At 63.3% G+C, this 13,742-nt stretch carries 10 protein-coding genes and 1 pseudogene; all 11 read right to left on the bottom strand.

The features are described 5' to 3' along the window. Positions 1-2: 2 nt before the first annotated feature. Positions 3-2,533, bottom strand: a pseudogene (locus AC0V2S_RS07595) (spermidine synthase). Between the two features lie 121 nt (positions 2,534-2,654). Continuing rightward, positions 2,655-4,247, bottom strand: coding sequence for an arylsulfatase (locus AC0V2S_RS07600; protein ID WP_475509217.1), 1,593 nt, complete (start codon positions 4,245-4,247; stop codon positions 2,655-2,657). Positions 4,248-4,389: 142 nt separating this feature from the next. Continuing rightward, on the bottom strand, positions 4,390-5,391 hold the full coding sequence (locus AC0V2S_RS07605) for an HAD family hydrolase (protein ID WP_475509218.1): 1,002 nt from the start codon (positions 5,389-5,391) through the stop codon (positions 4,390-4,392). Then, a complete protein-coding gene (locus tag AC0V2S_RS07610; protein ID WP_475509219.1) occupies positions 5,388-6,701 on the bottom strand; it encodes a BatD family protein in 1,314 nt (437 codons plus the stop codon). Before AC0V2S_RS07610 ends, AC0V2S_RS07605 begins: the two co-directional genes overlap by 4 nt. Beyond that, positions 6,698-8,302 (bottom strand): VWA domain-containing protein, encoded by a 1,605-nt coding sequence (locus AC0V2S_RS07615; protein ID WP_475509220.1) that lies wholly within the window; start codon positions 8,300-8,302, stop codon positions 6,698-6,700. Before AC0V2S_RS07615 ends, AC0V2S_RS07610 begins: the two co-directional genes overlap by 4 nt. Further along, the gene (locus AC0V2S_RS07620) at positions 8,302-9,300 is read right to left on the bottom strand and encodes a vWA domain-containing protein (protein WP_475509221.1); all 999 of its coding nucleotides are present in this window, start codon (positions 9,298-9,300) and stop codon (positions 8,302-8,304) included. Before AC0V2S_RS07620 ends, AC0V2S_RS07615 begins: the two co-directional genes overlap by 1 nt. After that, positions 9,287-9,775, bottom strand: a complete 489-nt coding sequence (locus AC0V2S_RS07625; protein WP_475509222.1) for a DUF4381 domain-containing protein — start codon at positions 9,773-9,775, stop codon at positions 9,287-9,289. Before AC0V2S_RS07625 ends, AC0V2S_RS07620 begins: the two co-directional genes overlap by 14 nt. Then, positions 9,772-10,725 carry a DUF58 domain-containing protein gene (locus tag AC0V2S_RS07630; protein ID WP_475509223.1) on the bottom strand — a complete coding sequence of 318 codons (954 nt, stop codon included), beginning with the start codon at positions 10,723-10,725 and terminating at the stop codon, positions 9,772-9,774. Before AC0V2S_RS07630 ends, AC0V2S_RS07625 begins: the two co-directional genes overlap by 4 nt. A 5-nt stretch (positions 10,726-10,730) precedes the next feature. Then, positions 10,731-11,711 (bottom strand): AAA family ATPase, encoded by a 981-nt coding sequence (locus AC0V2S_RS07635; protein WP_475509224.1) that lies wholly within the window; start codon positions 11,709-11,711, stop codon positions 10,731-10,733. A gap of 24 nt (positions 11,712-11,735) precedes the next feature. Beyond that, positions 11,736-12,773, bottom strand: a complete 1,038-nt coding sequence (locus tag AC0V2S_RS07640) for a transporter family protein (RefSeq protein WP_475509225.1) — start codon at positions 12,771-12,773, stop codon at positions 11,736-11,738. Further along, positions 12,773-13,687 (bottom strand): transporter, encoded by a 915-nt coding sequence (locus tag AC0V2S_RS07645; protein ID WP_475509226.1) that lies wholly within the window; start codon positions 13,685-13,687, stop codon positions 12,773-12,775. Before AC0V2S_RS07645 ends, AC0V2S_RS07640 begins: the two co-directional genes overlap by 1 nt. Between the last annotated feature and the right edge of the window lie 55 nt (positions 13,688-13,742).

Raw genomic sequence — 13,742 nt, forward strand, 5'->3', positions numbered from 1 at the left:
GCTTATAGCCCAACCCCCAAAAACCACCGGTAATACGGATTCCCGCTATCCCGCTGCATCACCCCGCGCACCGCCTGTTCCCACTCCTGCCGTTTTCCCTGATAAGCCAACAACCCCGCCCCATAAAAACTCTGCAGCCGTTCCTGCTGATCGGTCACCGCGTTGATCAGCGCGTCATTAGCATTCACCAACGGCGGCCGGGTGGTTTTGCCGAGGAGGGCGGGCAACGTGCGGGTGATTTCATCGGCTTTTACCCAGGGGGCGTATTCGATGCGGGGGTAGTCGTCGGTTACGGCGCGGACGTCGCCGGCGAAGCTTTCCAGGCCGGCGCGGTCGGTTACCCAGGTGCCGAGCAGCGCTGCCGGGTTGGCGATGCCGACTTGGCGCAGGGCGCTTACCACGTCGGGTTGTTCGAAGCGTTGGGCGATGCGGGTGGCGTCCAGCGGCATTGGCTGTTGCGAGCCCACCAAGAGCATTTCGTGGAACTCGGTGGTCCACAGCGAGGCGTGGGGGAAGACGTCGAGGAAGGCGCGTACCAGGGCGCGGCTTTCATCGAGGGTTTGGGTGGGCAGCGGCAGCCATTGGGCGACGATGCCGTTGCTGTTCAGTCGGCTGGCGGCCAGTTGGTAGAAGTCGCGTGAATACAGGTTCACCACGCCGGCCGCCGACGGTGGTGGCGGTTCGAGGGTAATCAGGTCGTAGGTGTCGGCATTGCGCAGCAGTTCGCGGCGACCGTCGCGCAGGCGGATGTCCAGGCGCGGGTCGCTGCCGGCGTTGAAGTTGCCTTTGAACAGGGAAGCGGCACTCACCACTGCTGGTAGCAGTTCGGCGACCACGCGGGTTTGCAGGCCGGGGTATTGCAGCAGGGCGCCGGCGGTGATGCCGGTGCCAAAGCCAATCACCAGCGCTGAGTGCGGTTCGCCGCTGTGGATAAGTAGCGGCAGCAGCGCTTGCAGGCGCATATAGCGCAGCGACGGCATGGCATCGCCGGTGTTGGATACGCCCTGGATATACAGGCGGTTGAAGCGTTGTTGCGGGTTGCCCTGGGTGACCACGGCCACTGTGCCGCCGCTGCCTTCTTCATAAAAAGCCAGGGTGCCTTTCTGGGCGCCGGGCAGGAGTTCTGCCAGGGTTTGTGGCGGGGTGAAGAGGCCGACGGCGACCGAGGCCAGCGCGACGACTGTTACGACATTGCGCAACCGGTGGGTCACCCGCTCGCCAAAGCTCACGGCGATCAGGCCGATCAAACCGGCGAGCACCGCCAGCAAACCGAGGCTATGCACCAGGCCGAGAAACGGGATCAGCACAAAGCCGCAGAGCATCACGCCGACGATGCCACCGAGGGTGTTCAACGCCACGATGGCGCCGACATCACGGCCCACATGGCGGCTGTCCACGGCCAGGCGCAGGGCCAGGGGGAAGGCGGCGCCGAGTAGGGTGGTGGGCAAAAAGACGATGGTTAGTGCCGCGACCAGAAAGCGTGCGCACATGCCGGCCAGTTCATTGCCGGTGGCGATCAGCATCCAGGCTTCCACATGGCTTTGCGCGTCCACCAGCCAGCGGCCGAGGCCGGCGATTTCCAGCAGGGCCAGCAGGCCGGCGCCGGCGATCAATAGCCCGAACAGGCCCCACGGGTCGCGCAGCGTATCGGCGCGCCGGGCGTACAAGGCGCTGCCGAGCACTAGGCCGAAGAGATACGTGGCGAGCATCACCGAGAAGGCAAAGGTGCGGGTGCTCATAAATTGCACGATGGCTTGCGACCACAGCACTTCGTAGCCCAGCGCCACACCGCCGGCGACGGTGTACAGCACCAATGCCAGCCGTGCGGCGTTGCTGCGCGGGTTGCGCTCGAGCATCGGCGTGGCGGGCGTCAGGCGTTGGCCACGGTGTTGCCACAAGGCACCCAGGGCGGCGAGCAGGTTGAGCGAGGCGGCGGCGAACGCGGTACCGCGCACGCCGAGCCAGGGAATTAATACAAAGGCAGTGAGCAGTGTGCCGGCAATGGCGCCGGCGGTATTGGCGGCATACAGGCGGCCGCCGGCGCTGGCGAGCTGGCCGGTCGCCGGGCCAATGGCGCGCATCAGCACGGGCAAGGTGCCGCCCATCAAAAAGGCCGGAATGCCCACCAGGGCGAAGGGCAGCAACCAGGCCAGCAGGCCGACCTGCGCTTCCAGGCGGGCAAACAAACCGGCGGCATTGCCCAGGCCATAGGTGGCGGCAATGCCGAGTACGGCGACCACCAGTTCCAGGCCGGCGTAAAGCATCACGGGCCGCGCCAGGCGATCGGCCAGGCGGCCAAAAGCCAGGCCGCCAAAAGCCAAACCAGCGAAAAACGCGCTGACACCGGTGGTGATGGCGTACACCTCGACGCCGACCACCAACGACAGTTGTTTTATCCACAGCACTTGGTAAATCAGGGCCGCGCCGCCGGAAACAACAGCAGCAAGGCGCAAATAAGCAGGGCCGGATTGGCCGCAACAGGAGTGACGCTAGAGGCGTGAGCAGAGGACTTCGAACGGCTCGCAGACGGCATTGTGAAGCGGTCCTTGTTCAATGGCGGGTGCGGATAAAAGCGTAAACAGAACGAAACCGGCGCGAGGGCCGGTTCCGAAGTAAAACAGGTTGCTCGCCACCTGACGAGCAACGGTTAGCGGCTACGGTTTAGCCGGTGCGTTTTTCTTCATTTCTGCTTCGATCTGCGCGTCTACCGCTGACCGAACCTGATCGACACTGAAGCTCGCCGGTTTCTGGCTAGGCGGGTAGGCCACGAAGGTTTGCAGGAAGGCGGCCGACTTCATTACCGCGATTTCGGTCAGGTAAACGTTCTGCGTGGTCCAGTCGTAGTACTGGTCAGACACCACATCTGCACGTTCGTAGGGGTCCATGCGCAGGTTGAAGATTTTCGGCACCCGCAGGCAAACGAAAGGTTCGCTCCACACCTTGAAACCACCTGGCGCACGTTGTTCGCAGAACACCGCTTTCCAGTTTTTGTAGCGCATCGAAACCAGAACGCCGTCGTCGTTGAAGTAGTAAAACTCCTTACGCTCGCTCTCTGGTTTTTGCCCGGTGATGTAGGGCAGTTGGTTGTAGCCGTCCAGGTGCACTTTGAAGCTCTTGCCACCGGTGGTCGGTGCCCAGCCTTTAAGCAGTTTTTCCTTCACGTCGGGATCGCCGACTGCTGCCAACAGGGTGGGAAACCAGTCCAGACCCGAGAACATTTCGTTGGAGACTTCACCCGGCTTGATCTTGCCCGGCCAACGAATCATCGCCGGCACCCGGAAGGCGCCTTCCCAGTTGGAGTTCTTCTCGTTGCGGAACGGCGTGGTCGCCGCGTCTGGCCAGGAGAACTGGTTCGGGCCGTTGTCGGTGGTGTACAGCACGATGGTGTTGTCGGTTATTTTCAGCTCGTCGAGGGTGTTGAGCAGTTTGCCCACATCGCCGTCGTGCTCGACCATGCCGTCGGCGTAATCGTTGCCTGGCATGCCGCTCTGGCCCTTCATCGAGTCACGGATGTGGGTGTAGAGGTGCATGCGGGTGGTATTCATCCAGACGAAGAACGGCTTGTCGGCCGCGACTTGTTTCTTGATGAATTCCTGGGCGGCGGCGGTGGTTTCGTCGTCGATGGTTTCCATGCGTTTTTTGGTCAGCGGGCCAGTGTCCTCAATCTTGCCGTCGGCAAAGCTGTGGATAACCCCGCGTGGCGATGCGGCTTTGACGAAGTCCGGTTCGTCTTTTGGCCAGTAGGCACGCTCCGGTTCTTCTTCGGCATTGAGGTGGTACAGGTTGCCGAAAAATTCGTCGAAGCCGTGGGCCGTTGGCAGGTATTCGTCGCGGTCACCCAAGTGGTTTTTACCAAACTGGCCGGTGGCATAGCCCTGGCTTTTGAGCGCCTGGGCGATGGTGATGTCACGTGCCTGCAAGCCTACCGGAGCACCGGGCACGCCTACCTTGGATAACCCGGTACGCAGCGTTGCCTGCCCGGTAATAAACGTCGAACGCCCCGCCGTGCAACTGTTCTCGGCGTAGTAGTCGGTGAACATCATGCCTTCCTTGGCAATGCGGTCGATGTTCGGCGTTTTATAGCCGACCACGCCGAAGGAATAGGCGCTGATATTGGTCTGGCCGATATCGTCGCCGAATATCACCAGGATGTTGGGTTTGTCAGCGGCGCCGGCGGTTGCCGAGAGCCCCATCACCGCGGCGGCGGTCAACGCCAACCTCGGGAGCCATTTGCGTACGCGCGTCATTGTCTTGCCTCCATTTCATCCATAAACCGCCGGCAGGCGGCCAACTGATTACTCCGAATACTTCCGTTGTAGCGGCCTGCGTTTGGGGCGGACCGTGACGTTCGACTACCTTCGGGTGCTGCGTTTTTTCGCTTAACTTCGGTTACGGTGCTTCAAAGGGGTACACCCTTTTCCACTCTTTGCTCATGTCCACCACCGTCCATTTTTCGGCGATGGCTTGGGTCAGTGCTTTGTCCAGCTGGCCGATTTGTGAAGGGTGGTCGTAGGCCCATTCGCGGGTGGCGTCGGTGTGGTGCACCAGGCCCATCAGCCGTTTGCCCTTGCCCGCTGCCGTCCACTGGAGCATTTGCTGGTCACCGTCGGAATTGCCAAAGGCCAGGATGGGCCGGCGGCCGATGATGGAGTCGATGCTCTCCGGTTTGCCGGGACCGTCGTCGTTATGGCCCAGCTTTGGCTGGCGCAGAATCACCGGTTTGCCGTCGTTGTACTGGTACTGGGTGACAAACGTGGTGCCGATCACCTGCTCCGGCGGAATGCCGTAGACCTCTTCGGCGAAGGTGCGCATAAAGGCCACTTCGCCGCCGGACACGATGTAGGTTTTAAAGCCATTGGCGCGCAGGTAAGCGAGCAGCTCGAGCATCGGCTGGAACACCATTTCGGTGTACGGCTTCTGGGTTTTCGGGTGTTTGGCCTTGGCCAGCCAGGCGCGGGCATTGGCCTCGAATTGTTCGGTGGTGATGCCGGAGTGGGTCACCCCCACCACCTTGAGCAGGCCTTGCATACCGGTGGCTTCGAAGGCTTTTTTATCGCCCGTGAGCAGGGCGTTTAGCGCCGGGTCTTTTTTCCATTCCGGGTGCTCGGGCGCCAGGCGTTTGAATTCATCAAAGGAAAACAACAGCTCGAAATACGCGGGTTGTTCGCTCCACAGAGTGCCGTCGTTATCGAACACGGCAATGCGCTCTGCCGGCGGCACAAAGTCTTTGCCGCCTTCTTCGGTAACCGCCTGCACGAAGGTAGTGATGGCCTGTTTGGAGGGGCCATCGTTCCACGCCGGCAGCGGGTCGGCGGCCTGCGCCAAGGCCGGCAGCAAGGCCACCAACCAGAGCCAGTGCAGCAGCGAAACGGGGCGGTTAAATCGAGTCATGGGCGGTCCTTTGCGTGACGTGGATTCAAGGCTTTAAGTGCATGGGCCGAAGGCCTTGCTGCAGGCTTCAGCGCGTCGTGCAGTTCGGGGAGCAACGGCTCCGATACTGGCCAAATAGAGGCACCTTGGCCCTCTTTGGCATAGCGTTGGTTGAGCAAGCCTAGCAGCCGTTTTGCCGGTGGGAGGGGAACTTGCACAAATGTGCGAAAACCTGCCGAGCGGCGCAGCCACTGGTACAGCGCTGTGAGCTGCGGCGGCTGATGCTGGAGCTGGCCGGGAACCTGTTGCCAGGCGTAGTCGGCACTGGCCAGCCAAGCCAAACGGCGCGATTCACGCAGGCTTTGCCACGCCGCGCGAACACGGCGCCACCAGGGGCGGCCGGTATAAATCAGTAACAACATCAGCACAGCGGCGATGGCCACCAACCAATAGCCAGTCAGGTGCAGGCGGCGGTTCTGGCCCAATGTGGCGAGGTCGGCGGTGATGGAAAACGGTGCCTTGTAACTGGCGTTGGCGCTGGCTTTGAAGTCGACGGCCGGCACGCTGACGCTGCGCTTTTGCTGGCTGCTGTTATCCCACCAACTCAGCTCAATGGCTGGCAGTGTGAAGCTGCCGCTCTGGTCCACGCGGTAGCTGATGCTGTCGATCCGCCGCCCGCCGGTGAAGCCGCCTCGGCCATCGCTGATGGGCTCGATACGCGGTGCAGCGGGGAAGGCGGACAACCCGTCGACCGCCTTCTGCGCAGGTGTCGGCAGTTGCATGGCTTGGGCGCCATCGGCTTCCAGGGTCAGCTCGCGCACCACGCTGTCGCCAACCTTCAATTCGCCTTCGGGTAGGCTGATGCGCTGACTAAAACGCAGGGCGTTGGCCACCAGCACCGGCTCGCCGGCGGCGAACCCGGGCGGCAACTGGGCCGTGAAATTCAACGGCAGGCTATGCACGGTGATAGGCGCCGTGGCTTGCCCCGGTGTAGCGGTGACGGCCAACGCCGGAATGGCAAATACCTGGGCCTGGTTGGGGGTGATCAGGTAGGCATAGCGCAGGCCGAACAGGGTTTTGCCGTTCTGTTCCTTGTTGTATTTCTCCGCCTCGCCGCCAGGCGCCTGCACCAGAGCGCCGGGCAATTGCAGTGGTTCCAACTGCGGCGCGCTGGTGAACCAGGCGTCGGTAAATACGGTGACCTCCAGGCGCACGGTGCTCCCCACCATCACCTGCCCGGCCGGCTCCAGCTGCGCTTCCACTTGCAACTGCGGGGCATCGGCCCACGCCAGCCACGGCAGAAAACCCACCACCAGCAACATGCGCTTCATGGCTGCACCTGCTTGGCTGGCGAGTTGGCTGCCGCATCCTGCAGGCTGAATTTCTGCTTGAGAAACTTGGCCGGCGAGGTGCTGAGGTTCTGCAGCCACAGCTCGTCGGAAGCGGCCTTTTCCACCACCACGTTTTTGCCTTTGCCGGCCGGGTGCTGGTTGTCCACTTTGGTTTCGTCCGGTTTTACATCCGGGGCTTTTTCCGCCGCGTCGTCGTAGTCCTTTTGCAGGGCGATGGCCAAGGCCAGGTTGAAGGTGGCTTCGGGGAATTGCGGTTGCAGTTTTAGCGCCTGGGTATACGCGGCGATGGCCTGGGCGAACTTGAAGCGGCGGGTGTAGATATTGCCCAGGTAAAAATACGCCGGGGCGGTGTTCAGCCGGGCGAAGCTGGCCAACGCCAGGTCGTAGTCCGAGCCTTTATACGCGGCGATGCCTTGCCAATACGGATCGTGAAACGCGGCGGCGGCCTCGGGCATATGGTCGTGCTCGAAGGCCCAGCGGCCTTGTTGATCGGGGGTGAAAAACGCGTCCATGATCACCCCGGCCTGGGCGGGCGCCGGGTTGATCGCCAAGCCGCTGGCCAGCAACACGGCGGCGGTCCAGTGCAGGCTCCAGCCGCGACGAATAGCCAGCAAAGCCAGCAGCGCCAGCGGCCAGGTCAGCCAGTAACCGGCGTCTTTCCAGTGCACGTCCTGCTGGGCGTCGTTGGCGTCCTGAAAGTGTTTTTGCGCGTGCAGTTCTATCCAGTCGAGGTCGTCGTTGTTCAGGGTCAGGCTGCCCAGCGGCGCGTCCGCTGCATCGGCCAATTGTTTGAGGGCGGCTTGATCGAAGCTGCCGAGTACCGGGCGGCCGTTGCTGTCGATCACCGGCTGGCCGCTGCCATCGCGCACCATGCCGCCATCGGCATTGCCGACGGCGAGTACCAGCACTTGCAGGTCGCTGCCGTCGAGGTGCTTGGGCAGGTCGGCGAACTGCTGGCTATCGGCGCCATCGGTGACCAACACCAACGTGCCCGGTTGCGACTCTTCGCCATTGTTAAGCAGCCGTTTGGCCTGCTCGATGGCGCCAATCGCATCCTTGCCCTGGCGCTCGATCAGGCCTGTGGATAACGCCTGAAGAAAGCCATCCAGCAGGTCGGCATCATCGGTCGGCGGCAACACCAGGTGGGCGCTGCCGGCGTAGGCCACCAGCCCCGTGCGTGCGCCGGCGCGGCGTTGAATCAGGTCGTGCAGCTTGTGCTTGGCCGCTTGCAGGCGCGTGGGGGAAATATCGCTGGCGTCCATCGATGGCGACAGGTCCAACGCCAGAATCAGCGGCGCGCGGTTTTCCACAAAGGCTGGGCGGTCTTGCTGCCAGGTCGGCCCGGCAGCGGCAATGCCGCCGAGTACCAACATTGCCGCCACCAGGTGCACCGGTCGCCAGCGCTGCTGCTCGGTGGGGGCAATCAGCAGATGGCGCAGCAGGTGCGGGGCGATGCTGGTGCCCAGGCGTTTGATCAGGTCCTGGTTATGCCGCCAGACCAAAACCAGCGCGATGCCGGCCGCGATCAGCAACAGCCACAGCGGCCGCAGAAAATGGAAGGCAGCCAGGTCGATGTCCATCAGCCCTCCTGCTTCTTGGGTGCGGGCTCAAACCGCAGCCGCGAGACCAGCAACGTCAGCAGGTGATACGCCAGCATCAGCAACAAGGCGGCGCCCAGCGGCAGCCAGAAAAAATCGCGCTTGGGCTGGTGGCTGAGTTTTTTCACGTCGTGCGGGGTCAGGCGGTCGAGGGTGGCGTACACCTGCTCCAGCGCCGCGCGGTCGCCGGCCTGGAAGAACTGGCCGCCGGTGGTGCTGGCGATACGTTGCAGGGCGGTGAGGTCCACCTTGGCTTCGCCCTCGGCCGTTGGGTCACCAATGCCGATGGTGTGAATCACGATGCCTTTGGCCGCGGCCATCTGTGCCGCATGGTCCGGTGGAATGGCGCTGCTGGTGTCGTTGCCGTCGGTGAGCAGAATCAGCACCTTGTCGGTTTCCTGGGCCTTGTCCAACAGCTTGATGGTCATCCCGATGGCATCGCCAATCGCGGTATTGGGCCCGGCCATGCCGATGCCCACTTCATCGAGCAGGATATTCAGGCTGCTGTGGTCGCGGGTCAGCGGTGCTTGGGCAAAGGCCCCGGTGCCGAACACGATCAGGCCCAGGCGATCGTCTTTGCGCTGGGCAATAAAGCCGCGCACCACTTCTTTCACCACGCTCAGCCGGTCGCTGCGCTGGCCGGCGGCGTTGGTGAGGTCGGTGGTTTCCATGGACTGGGAAATATCCACCGCCAGCATCAGATCGCGGACCGGCTCGGTGCGCGTAAGCGGCGGCTCCACCCACACCGGGCGCGCCGCCGCCACCAACACCAAGGCCCACACCAGCAAATTGAGCAGCAGTTGCCAGCGGCTGTCGCGGCTGGCGGCCGCGCTGGGCACCTGGCCGACGGCGCGGCTCATGGCGGCAAAAAACGGCACGCGCAGCGCCGTGCGCCCCTCGCGATAAGGTCGCAGCCAGCGGTAGCCCAACCACGGCAGCGGCAGCAACAGCAGCAACCAGGGGTAATCAAGCTGCCACATGGTGTGTCTCCACCCAGCGCCGCGTTTGCGCCAGCAGCGCCGCGCCGCGTGCGCTGGCCAGGGCCTGCAGCTGCGCCGGCGGCGCGTAGGCCAACTGCGCCAGTTGCCGGGCAAAGTCGGCTGGCAGTTGTTCGCGGCTGCGGTCTTGCAGAAAGCGCTGCCACTGCTCGCCGCCGAGGCTGGCCGCTGTTACATCGCCCGGCATCGAAAGCGCCACGCGTTTAAGCAATTCCGGCAAGTCGCGCAGCGCCTCGCTATTGGCGGCGTAGGCCTGTTCCAGCTCGGCCAGGCGCAGCAACGCTTCGCGGCGATAACGGTCGCGCCGCCAGCGCCAATAACGCCAGGCGGCGAACGCCAGCACGGCGATGACCAGCGCCGCCAGCAACACCAACCAGCCCCAGGTTTGCGGCATATAGCTGACCGGTGCGGGCAAGGCGATTTCTTTCAGCTGGCTGATATCCGGGCGGTCGCTCATTGCACGGTGCTGCCCAGTTCACGGCCTAGTTCGCGGCGCAGTTGCGGCAGGGCCTCTTCGCCGGTGCTGAACAACATCAACGGCACCTGGCTGCGGCGCAGCAGGTCGGCCACCTCGTGCAAACGGCCGGCGAGAAAACTGCTCAAGGGCTGGCGCACCTGTTTGCGCTCCACGGCCAACTCCACCTGCAACTTGCCCTGGGTGACCAACACGCGGCCGGTGCCCGGCAGCTTGAGGGCCAGCGGGTCGATGACCTGCATGGCCACCACGTCGTTATGCGCCGACAGCTCGCGCAGCAGTTGCAGGGTGCGCGGGCCGGCGCCGGCGAAGTCGCTGACGATGCAAATCAGGTGGTCGTGGCCGGCCACTTGCAGGCAGCGTTGCAGCACCTGGTCGAGCTGGTCTTCACCTTCGGCATCGGGGCTTTGTGCATGCAGCGCCTGGTTCTGCCGGGCGATGCTGGCAAACAGTTGCTGCAAGCGCGCGCGGCTGCGCAGCGGGGCGATGGCCTCGATACGCTGGTCGTTGAATACCAGCCCGCCGACCCGGTCGCCGGCATGAAAGGCCATCCACGCGGCCAACGCGCCCAGCTCGGCGGCGGTGACGGATTTGAAGCTGCGCGCCGAGCCGAAAAACATCGCCATGCGCTGGTCCACCACGATCAGCGCCGGGCGGTCGCGCTCTTCGGTGTAGCTGCGCACCACCGGTTTGCCGGTGCGCAAGGAGGCGCGCCAGTCGAGGTGGCGCAGGTCATCGCCCGGTTGGTAGCGGCGCAGCTCGTCAAAATTCAGCCCGCGACCGCGCAGGCGCGAAGCATGGGCGCCAGCCAGAATGCTGGCGCGTGGCTGGCGGGCGGCAAAGCTCAAGCCCTGCGCCTGAAACTCCAGGGCCATCAGTTGCGCGAGGCCGGTGTACACCAGGCCGTCGATTTCCACGCGGGGCGCGTTCATGGCAGCTAGGCCGGAATGGCCACGCGGTCGAGCAGACGGTCCAGCACCTGATCGGCGCTGATGCCATCGGCCACGGCGTCGTAGCTCAGTTGCAGGCGGTGACGCAGCACCGGGTGCAGCACGGCGCGCACATCGTCGGGGCTGACAAACTCCTGCCCGTTCAGCCAGGCATGCGCCCGCGCCACGCGGTCGAGGCTGATGCCGCCACGCGGACTGGCGCCGATGGCCAGCCAGCGGCCGAGGTCGGCGTCGTAGTCGGCGGGGTGGCGGGTGGCGTTGATCAGGTCGATGAGATAGGTATCGATGGCCGGCGCCACATGAATGCCGGCGACCTCTTTGCGCGCGGCGAAAATCGCCCCTTCATCGAGGGTAAACGTGGGCTTGTCACCGCCATGGCCGCCGCCGGCTTGTTCCTCTTCGCGCAGCAGGCGCAGCACCTGGCTTTCGTCGGCAGGTTGCGGGTAGTCGAGCGTAATCTTCATCAGAAAACGGTCCATCTGCGCTTCAGGCAGTGGGTAGGTGCCTTCCTGCTCTATCGGGTTTTGCGTGGCCAGCACGCAGAACAACGGCGGCATCGGGTGGCTGGTGCCGGCCACGGTGATTTGCCGTTCTTCCATCGCTTCGAGCAACGCGGCCTGCACCTTGGCCGGGGCGCGGTTGATTTCGTCGGCGAGAATCAAATTGCCGAACAGCGGGCCCGGCTGAAAGCGGATCTCGTTTTTGCCCTCCACCTGGTGCAACACCTCGGCGCCGGTGATGTCCGAGGGCAGCAGGTCGGGGGTGAACTGGATACGGCTCATCTTTGTGGCCAGGTGCTTGGCCAGGGCTTTTACCGTGCGGGTTTTGGCCAGCCCCGGCAGGCTTTCCAGCAGCAGGTGGCCGTTGGCCAACAGGCCCAGCAGCACCTGGCGAATCACCGCTTCCTGGCCCAGCACGCTTTCGGCGATGGCGGTCTGCAGGGCGAGGATGTCGTTGCGTACGGTCATGCTGTGCTCCTTGTTGCCGCGCGGCTAAAACATAAAGGTTGGAATCACCGGGGTGATATTCAGACGGAAATTCCAGCGGCTGCTGATCTGGTCGTCGGGGTGAATCACCGCGTACTGCACCTCGCCGGTAAACCGCACCGGCAATTTGCCGAAGTTGAAAATGCGCCCGGCGCCAATGCCGATGGGGAAGGTCACCTTGTTGCCGCTCTTGGCTTCCCAGTTCACGGTGATATTCGGCGTCATGCCCACGCGCCACTGCTCGGGGCCGGGGATTACTTTTTCGATGAAGTACTGAATGTTGGTCAGGCTGACGTCTTTGCGGTCGCCATCGCCGCCCACCGACCACCAGTGCTGCGGGAAGATGCCCAGGGTCCAGTCCGGCCCCAGGTAGGCGGCCACGAACGCCGGGCCCAGCGAGTATTTGCCGGTGCCCAGCACGTCTTCGTCGGCGGTGGGGAACATCGCCGTCGGGCCCACGCCCCACACCAGCTTGCCGCCGCCGTCGAAGTGGATCGGCTGCTTGGGCGAGAACACCCCTACGTAGGTCAGGTCGCCAAAGCCGCTGGTGCGGTCGAAGGGGTCTTGCACCACGCCGGGAAAGTCCGGGTTGCTAAGAATTTCGCCGGCGCTGTGGCCGACCAGTTCACCGGCATCGCGGTTAATCGGGGCGCTGATATAGGTGAGGGGAATGCGGTTGATCAGGTTCCAGTCTTCGCCGATGGAAATCGGAAAGGTCGGCATAAAACTGTATTTGCCCAGGTAGCGCGTGCCGTTACTGTTCGGCCCTTTGAGGGCGGTGTAGTCGAACTGGTTGGCGAGCATCACCAGGTTGCCCACCGGGTTGTCCATGAGTTTGGCGATTTGCGCGGTCGATGGATTGCAGCCGGCCTTCACCACCTCTTTCAGGTCGATGTCGAAGTTCTGTTGCAGACGCTGGCAGGTCTCGGCATCGGCCTTGCCGGTAGGTGCGGCGGCGCCGAGGGCCGGCAGGTTGTCGTCGGCATTGGCTGCCGCGCTGCACAACAGCGCGAGCACGGTGCAGCGCTGGATCAAGGCAGCCATTACCAGACGTACTGCAGGCGAACAGTCCAGATATTGGTATCGGCCGCATCGCTCTGGGGTTCGTAGCTGTCGGTGTACGCCACCAGCCCGCCAAAGTTGGGCGACAACATAAAGCCCAGGCTCGCGCCGACAGTTTTGTTTTCCTGCTCGTTGTCTTGCGCGCTGCCGTTCACCTTGGTTTCGCCGCCCTTGGCGTAGGTGCCGTCGAGCGATACCCACAGGGCGCGGTTGATGGTGTAGCTGTAGTGGCCCTCGATGGTGCCGAGCGGGCGCTGTTCGAGTTTGTTGCTGCCGATGTAGTCCTCGTTGTCGGTGTAGAACGACACGTAGGCGTTGAGCTCCAGCCAGGTCGGGCCGAACGGCGTACCGAACGCCAGCTCGGGTTTTACCGACCAGCGATTGGCGCCGATATTGATCACTTGTTTCTTGTCGTAATCCCCGGTCGGCGCGGTGACATACAGGGCGTATGAAAGGAATGTTTCCGGCTGCCAGGTGGCGAATTCTTCTTTGGTCACCGCCGGGCCACCAAAGATATTGCTGGCGAACACGGCCGTAACATCGCCCATGCCGCTGCCGTGTTTGTCGTCGGTGAAAAACACTGAGTTATCTAGCTTTGCATCGCCGTCGGCATATGGAATCAGCAACTGGAAGGCGGCGTTCTTGCCGCCGAAATCAAAGCTGCGGGCCAGACGCAGAATGTAGATATTGGCGTCCAGCGACAGGCCATCGACCGGAAAGGCGCCGTCGATGGGGGTGTTGGAATCCATCTTGTTCCAGTAGCCGAAGATGAAGTTCATATCGATGGGCGTGTTCTGCCAATCGCGGGCATTGTCGGCCTGGGCAAGCAGGGGGCACGTGGCCAAGGCGACGATAGAAAAGCGGCGCAGCAACGGCGCATAAATCGAATACTGCATGGCGTACCTCTTCCGTTAGGTAACGCTGTACGACACAGCCCAGACGTTCCGATGT

This window comes from Pseudomonas sp. CC11G, from assembly GCF_056174845.1.

What these genes read in the sequence shown, in the direction of transcription:
- AC0V2S_RS07600 (WP_475509217.1), bottom strand. Translation starts at nt 4,247, where the DNA reads ATGACGCGCGTACGCAAATGGCTCCCGAGGTTGGCGTTGACCGCCGCC.
- AC0V2S_RS07605 (WP_475509218.1), bottom strand. Translation starts at nt 5,391, where the DNA reads ATGACTCGATTTAACCGCCCCGTTTCGCTGCTGCACTGGCTCTGGTTG.
- AC0V2S_RS07610 (WP_475509219.1), bottom strand. Translation starts at nt 6,701, where the DNA reads ATGAAGCGCATGTTGCTGGTGGTGGGTTTTCTGCCGTGGCTGGCGTGG.
- AC0V2S_RS07615 (WP_475509220.1), bottom strand. Translation starts at nt 8,302, where the DNA reads ATGGACATCGACCTGGCTGCCTTCCATTTTCTGCGGCCGCTGTGGCTG.
- AC0V2S_RS07620 (WP_475509221.1), bottom strand. Translation starts at nt 9,300, where the DNA reads ATGTGGCAGCTTGATTACCCCTGGTTGCTGCTGTTGCTGCCGCTGCCG.
- AC0V2S_RS07625 (WP_475509222.1), bottom strand. Translation starts at nt 9,775, where the DNA reads ATGAGCGACCGCCCGGATATCAGCCAGCTGAAAGAAATCGCCTTGCCC.
- AC0V2S_RS07630 (WP_475509223.1), bottom strand. Translation starts at nt 10,725, where the DNA reads ATGAACGCGCCCCGCGTGGAAATCGACGGCCTGGTGTACACCGGCCTC.
- AC0V2S_RS07635 (WP_475509224.1), bottom strand. Translation starts at nt 11,711, where the DNA reads ATGACCGTACGCAACGACATCCTCGCCCTGCAGACCGCCATCGCCGAA.
- AC0V2S_RS07640 (WP_475509225.1), bottom strand. Translation starts at nt 12,773, where the DNA reads ATGGCTGCCTTGATCCAGCGCTGCACCGTGCTCGCGCTGTTGTGCAGC.
- AC0V2S_RS07645 (WP_475509226.1), bottom strand. Translation starts at nt 13,687, where the DNA reads ATGCAGTATTCGATTTATGCGCCGTTGCTGCGCCGCTTTTCTATCGTC.